The sequence below is a fragment of the Pelotomaculum propionicicum genome, from assembly GCF_004369225.1.
In the GTDB taxonomy this organism is placed as follows: domain Bacteria; phylum Bacillota; class Desulfotomaculia; order Desulfotomaculales; family Pelotomaculaceae; genus Pelotomaculum_B; species Pelotomaculum_B propionicicum.
The window spans coordinates 50,257-56,418 of the sequence record NZ_QFFZ01000022.1; the positions used below are offsets into that span (position 1 = coordinate 50,257).

The window sequence follows — 6,162 nt, forward strand, 5'->3', positions numbered from 1 at the left end:
TCAATAAACAAATTGACAGGATTTACAGGATTATAAGGATTTACAGGATTTTATAAATAAATGCAGACTTATAATGATTATTCCTTTAGCATTGAAACCTTTAATGTTAGCTTGAAAAAATTTTTGTAAATAAGAATTTTAAATAAAAATTTGATTTTACAATCCTGTCAATTTTCTAAAATCCTGTTAATCCTGTCCATTTGTTTTATCTTTACTGAGCCAACTACACAATCATCATAAAAATTAAAGAGCCCTGTGCCGATCCGGCCGGGGCTTTTTTTCGTGAGCTTCAAATATATAGGATAAGGGGGCATTCAAAGAGGGAGAATAGAAATAAATAATGTAACGGGGGAATTTCTTTTGTTTAATATGCGCCTGACTATTGCCGCTGCTTTTTTGCTCTTCTCAGTATGTTTTGCCACAAATACGGCTTTTGCCTATGTGGGTTTAAATCCTGACGTTGACCCGGCCACAGTGCCGGAAAGAGTCAAGATTATAATCGATATGGACAGACTGACCTTAACTCTGTTTGACGGCACGGAACCTTTGCGCCAGTACCCGGTTGCCATGGGTAAATACGAAACTCCCACTCCAGTCGGCAACTGGGAGATTGTAAGCAAAGATATTAAGCCGGCGGAAATATTGGGTACCAGGTGGCTGGGTCTGGATATCCCATATGGCATGTACGGGATTCATGGAACCTATGCCACCCACAGCATAGGGAGCTTCGCCAGCCATGGCTGCATCAGGATGTTCAACAACGATGTTGAGGAAGTATTTCCGATGGTTGAAAACGGCACACCTGTAATCATTGTCGGGACCCCTTTCGGGGCGCCAGGTACTCCTCCTGCTGTTCTGAAGCTGGGTGACAAGGGGCCTGATGTCCTGGAAGTGCAAAGAGTTTTAAAGAGGCTTGGTTACCTGAAATGGAATCCTGATGGCTTTTGGGGACAGGGCACCGAAAAAGCAGTGAAAAAACTGAGAGAGGAAAACGGGTTAAAGGGACAGGTTGTTGTTGACGACGCGGTCTACAAACTTTTAGGGTTTTAAAATCAGAGTTCTCCGCCTGTCCTGTAGTTTTTGTTTCAAGCGTATTACTCGCCCCAGATGCGGATTTTGACCCTATCATCGACTAACCCGCTTTTATAAGCATAGTCGTAAAAGGTGAGCAGCGCTCTCTTGTTTTCCGCATCAAAGTTATAGGTTGTGGCATTAAAATATTCTTCTATAAGATGGCGGGGCAGGCCGTATTCCTTTTGAGCCCTGTCTATTATTTCAGGCATCCGGCTCAGCCCGGCCTGCCTGGCCTGAATCAGGGTCTTGCAGACAAGCTCAACTGCCTGGGCATTGCTGCCGGCATACTCTGTCCCAACCACCCATAACGCGCAAACAGGCTTCTCCCCGCTAAACTGCTGCCAGGCCTCGCCAAGATCAGTAACAAAGTATGGCAGGCCGGCATCCTCAATCCACAGGCGGGCGAGCATCGCTTCAGACCCAACCAGAAACGCCCCGTCAGCCTTGGCCATCATCCTGTCTATACCAGCGGAAGTGGTTTTATACTGGACATCAACCTGGTAGTAGTGGTCTAAAAGGACTTTCAGCAAAGTGACGCTGTCAGCTGAAGACCTGCTAAGAAAGACTTTTTTCCCTTCCAGTTCAGTCACCGGAACCTTGCTGAACAACAAGAAATCCCCCGCACGCCCGTCCGAGCAGATGGACAAATCGGGCAGTATCAGGCAGCGTTCCGCATTGCGGGCATAATCAATGGAGGACATCAAAGTAATATTAAGTTTTCCAGAAAAGAAAAGCCTGTTCAACCTGTTTGCCGGCCCCCTGACCAGTTCGGCCGGCAGGGACAGCAGTCCCTCTTCCAGGGCGTGATATACCGGCAGGCAGTTAATGCAGTCTACTCTCCCCATGCGTATTCCGACCACCAGATCCCTCCTCAATAATACCGACAAGAAATCCCGCTGTAAAAGTACCCGTCCCGCCTTTTTAAATACTATTACGGTATCTGTTAGTTAGAATAGGTGCGAAGGATATAACACATCTAAAATTGTGAAAATAAAAATAACAATGCTTAAAACTCCGTTCATGTTGAAAAAGGCCACCCCGGCCCGCGACAGGTCGTCTGGACGTACCAGCGTATGCTGGCGGAAAAGTATTATTATGGCTATACCTAAACCCACCAGATAGAAAATTCCAAGATGCAAAACCAGGCCGGAGGCCAGAAAAAGAAGCGGGGCTACAACATGAAATGCAGTTGAAATCAGCAGGGCATTTTTAATCCCAAACCGGGCAGGAATGGAGTATACTCCTTCCCTACGGTCAAAATCATAATCATCACAGGCGTAAATAATATCAAAACCGGCCACCCAGAACATTACTCCAAAAGCAATCAGCACCGGCGCCAGGTCAAACTTATTGGTCAGGGCAATCCAGCTGCCCAGGGGCGCCAGCCCCAGGGCCGCCCCTAAAAACAGGTGACAGGTCCAGGAAAAACGCTTCATAAAAGAATAAGTCGAGAGGACCAGCACGGCGACAGGAAACAGCCGGAAAGCTAGCGGGCTGAGCTGGTGGGCGGCATATAACAGGAGAGTGAAAGAGAGAAAAACATAAATCCAGACCTCCGCTACACTCAGCAGCCCTTTAGGCAGTGCCCTCCCTGCCGTGCGCGGGTTTCTGGCGTCAATATGACGGTCAATGATCCGGTTCAGTGACATGGCGGCGGTGCGTGCTCCCACCATAGCCAGGGTAATCCAGAGCAGCCCGCGCCACTCAGGCATCCCCTTTTCAGTAAGAAACGCACCAACATAAGCAAACGGCAGGGCGAATATGGTATGCTCAAACTTAATCATTTCAAGAAAAATTCTTACCTTCTTAAATACCATACTTACCCCACTTTGCATCAACCAGCTTTTTCACTTCTTCACTCATTATTATATCTTCGGGCCATTCCCGCGCATGTCCCTCAGCAGCCCATTTGCGGGTGGCGTCGATACCCATCTTGCTGCCCAGGTGCGGCATGGGAGAGGAATGGTCCAGGGCGTCCAGCGGCCCGTCAACCATCATAACATCCCGTTTGGCGTCAATATTGTTGAACACCCGCCACATTACTTCCGAAAGGTTTTGCACATCCACGTCTTCATCCACCACAATGATCAGTTTGGCCAGCATCATCAGGCCCATTCCCCAGAGCGCCGCCATTACCTTTTTGGCCTGGCCGGGATAGCGTTTTTTAATTGACACGATCACACAATTGTGAAACACACCCTCAGGCGGCATGTTGATGTCCAGCACCTCAGGCAGCTGAAGTTTCAGCAGGGGCAAAAAGATGCGTTCGGTGGCCTTGCCGATAAAGGCGTCTTCCATAGGAGGCCTGCCAACGATTGTAGCGGGATAAACCGGGGCTTTCCTGTGTGTCACGCAGGTCAGGTGAAAAACAGGATACATGTCAGCCAGTGAATAATAGCCTGTATGGTCGCCAAAAGGACCCTCAAGCCTTGTCTCGCCGGGCTCCACATAACCCTCAAGAATGATTTCAGCCTGGGCTGGCACTTCCAGGTCGACTGTTTCACATTTTACCATCTCTACCGGTTCCTTGCGCAGGAAGCCGGCGAAAAGCATTTCATCAATGCCCGCGGGGAGCGGCGCGGTAGCGGAAAAAATCACCGCCGGGTCGGCGCCGACAGCAACTGCCACGTCCATCCTGCCCCTGTTTTGGTCCTGTCTCCTGCGGTAGTGCTCAGCCCCGTCTTTATGGATATGCCAGTGCATGCCGGTAGTGATTTCATCATAGACCTGCATCCTGTACATACCCACATTGCGCCGGCCTGTCTCAGGGTCCTTTGTGAACACCAGGGGCAGTGTGATAAATGGGCCGCCGTCATCAGGCCAGCATTTTAAAACCGGAATATTAGCCAGGGAAGGATTGTTTTTATTGATTACCTCTTTACAAGGCCCGGTCTTAACGTTCCTGGGAAGAAATGATGACAGCCGGGCCAGTTTGGGCAGAGTCTTGATCTTGTCCAAAAATGTGGCAGGCATTTCGTCGGGCTGGATGATCGCCAGAAGTTCATCGCCGATCTGGTCCAGATCAGTCACACCAAGCGCTAATTCCATCCTCTCCAAAGTTCCAAAAAGGTTGGTCGCAACAGGCATTGTATAATTCTTAACGTTTTCAAACAAAAGTGCCGGGCCGCCTGCCTTGACAACCCGGTCACTGATTTCAGTGATTTCCAGGTTGGCGTCCACCTCTGTCTTGATCCTTTTCAGCAGCCCTCTCTTTTCTAACTCAGCGATATAAGAACCTAAATCCTTAAAAGCCATCGTACCTTACCTCTCACTAGTAGGATATCTGCCTATATCTACATAAACAGTGCGAATAAATTCGCACCTACAACGTCTCACGTCCCATTTCCCACGGCTCATTTCTCAGATCACCATCCGCGTGGCGGCAAGGCCTGAGCCTGATAGTTTCTGCACGATTTGTTCAAATACAGACTTATCCGCCCGGGCGGGTATGCCGGCCAGGTGTGCCAGCGCCTCTTTGCAATAGGAAGTCACATAGCCGGCAGGGCCACCCTGTTCCAGCAGGCCGTAAGCCATACCAAAATTCAAGCCAAAGCGTCTCATAGATTCCTGTTCCCGCTCTGTCGCTCCGGCTAAACTGGCGCCCAGCCAGCAGCTGACGGCAAAAAGCTCAGCAGTCTCTTTTCGTATAATCTCTCGCGGGTCTTGCCCTTCACTTTTCTTGCTTAATATGCCCCCTTCATGAATGGTGCACACTAATTCAGACAATGTGCCTAAAAAGTTGAGTTGGCCGTCCCTGCAGAGAAAATAGAAAAACTTGCCATACAGATAATCACCGACCAGTACGGGGAACTGTGAACCATCCCTGGGATCGGTATTGCCGCGTATATAATCGGAATCTTTTTCAGAAATCGCAGCATGAACCTTTGAGGCCATATAAATAAATTGGATAACACAGCCCATAGGCACAGCTTTTTCCGGGTTGCAGCCGAAAAGCCTGGCGGTAAGAATCAATAAGGCCGGCCTGATGGACTTGTTCAAGGGGGGGAATTCCAGGTGGGCAAAGGATTTGAGATTGCCTGACTTGATCAGCAAATGCTTCTCAATTTGATTGTTAACAGCTGTAATTTCTTTTTCAATTGGTTGAATAATACTGCTTAACATATTTGGCCCCCCTTTACCTGACCTTTATTATATTCGGTAGAACCGAACTTTTTCCTCCCGCAAACAAAGTTATAACTGTTAATGCCAGCTTCAGAATCCGTGTAAGAAATTAGCGAGCCCTGCTCATTCATACAGTGCAGGGCTCACTAATTTCTTATTCTGTTGGTACTAATAAATATCCCCCCTATATATTTACCGCTTCCTTCAGGTAACTTTCAGGCATCATGCCCCGTTTTAACTCTTTAGCTATCATGTGTTTGGCGCAGAAGTGGTCAGACAGGTAATTGCAAGCGTCCCAGGGATTTACTTTTTCACCGCAGGTGAACACATCTACAGCTGCATAACCCAGTTCCGGCCAGGTATGGATAGCAAGGTGCGATTCAGAGATTACTACAACCCCGCTAACCCCTTGAGGGCTAAATTTATGGAAAACACATTCTCTTACCTCGGCTCCCGCGGATAACGCCGCGTTAACCATAAGCTCCTCTACCTTTTTGATGTCATTGAGAATATTAAATTCACATCCACAAATTTCAGCCAACACATGGCGGCCCAAATGTTTCATTTATCTGCCTCCTTTTTTAGACATATTTTTTGGAATTAACAAACCCTTAATGCAATTAAAGGATCGGTTAATTCCAACCAAGTTCAATTTTAGCATAATATCTAATCTTGTCAACAAAATTTTGAGGCTAAGAGCCATAATCTTTGAAATTGTCTCTTATTTCAAGAATTAGGGCTAAAACCGCCTCATATTACTTCTGACCCCGTTGTTTAGGACACCAATCCCTTCGATTTCCACCTCAACTTCATCTCCCGCCACAACAGGTCCAACACCGCCGTTGTTTTGCAACTAAATAACTAGAAAACATTTCTTTAAGCCCGATATTACGGGCTATTTTAATGTCAATATTTTTGGATTTTAGTGTTGTATATTGTTGTGTATTGTAGTATAATACCTATATA

At 47.4% G+C, this 6,162-nt stretch carries 6 protein-coding genes; 1 reads left to right on the top strand and 5 read right to left on the bottom strand.

From position 1 onward, the window contains the following. Positions 1-369: 369 nt before the first annotated feature. Positions 370-1,050, top strand: a complete 681-nt coding sequence (locus Pmgp_RS10920) for a L,D-transpeptidase family protein (protein ID WP_243119811.1) — start codon at positions 370-372, stop codon at positions 1,048-1,050. Positions 1,051-1,094: 44 nt separating this feature from the next. Here the strand turns inward: Pmgp_RS10920 and Pmgp_RS10925 are convergent, their stop codons facing one another. The 5 genes from Pmgp_RS10925 to speD all read right to left on the bottom strand — a co-directional run bounded on the left by Pmgp_RS10925 (position 1,095) and on the right by speD (position 5,761). After that, the gene (locus Pmgp_RS10925) at positions 1,095-1,934 is read right to left on the bottom strand and encodes a menaquinone biosynthetic enzyme MqnA/MqnD family protein (protein WP_134214017.1); all 840 of its coding nucleotides are present in this window, start codon (positions 1,932-1,934) and stop codon (positions 1,095-1,097) included. 87 nt (positions 1,935-2,021) lie between these two features. Beyond that, complete coding sequence (locus tag Pmgp_RS10930; protein ID WP_134214018.1) at positions 2,022-2,891, bottom strand: UbiA-like polyprenyltransferase; 870 nt, start codon at positions 2,889-2,891, stop codon at positions 2,022-2,024. Then, positions 2,881-4,329: a menaquinone biosynthesis decarboxylase gene (locus Pmgp_RS10935; RefSeq protein ID WP_134214019.1), complete on the bottom strand. Its 1,449-nt coding sequence runs from the start codon at positions 4,327-4,329 to the stop codon at positions 2,881-2,883. The genes Pmgp_RS10930 and Pmgp_RS10935 overlap by 11 nt, the downstream gene beginning before the upstream one ends. A 105-nt stretch (positions 4,330-4,434) precedes the next feature. Beyond that, a complete protein-coding gene (locus tag Pmgp_RS10940; protein WP_134214020.1) occupies positions 4,435-5,196 on the bottom strand; it encodes a polyprenyl synthetase family protein in 762 nt (253 codons plus the stop codon). 184 nt (positions 5,197-5,380) lie between these two features. After that, a complete protein-coding gene (gene speD, locus Pmgp_RS10945; RefSeq protein WP_134214021.1) occupies positions 5,381-5,761 on the bottom strand; it encodes an adenosylmethionine decarboxylase in 381 nt (126 codons plus the stop codon). Positions 5,762-6,162 lie beyond the last annotated feature (401 nt).

Excerpts from the sequence above, each read along its gene's own strand:
- Pmgp_RS10930 (WP_134214018.1), bottom strand. The coding sequence starts at position 2,891 with ATGGTATTTAAGAAGGTAAGAATTTTTCTTGAAATGATTAAGTTTGAG.
- Pmgp_RS10935 (WP_134214019.1), bottom strand. The coding sequence starts at position 4,329 with ATGGCTTTTAAGGATTTAGGTTCTTATATCGCTGAGTTAGAAAAGAGA.
- speD (WP_134214021.1), bottom strand. The coding sequence starts at position 5,761 with ATGAAACATTTGGGCCGCCATGTGTTGGCTGAAATTTGTGGATGTGAA.
- Pmgp_RS10920 (WP_243119811.1), top strand. The coding sequence starts at position 370 with ATGCGCCTGACTATTGCCGCTGCTTTTTTGCTCTTCTCAGTATGTTTT.
- Pmgp_RS10940 (WP_134214020.1), bottom strand. The coding sequence starts at position 5,196 with ATGTTAAGCAGTATTATTCAACCAATTGAAAAAGAAATTACAGCTGTT.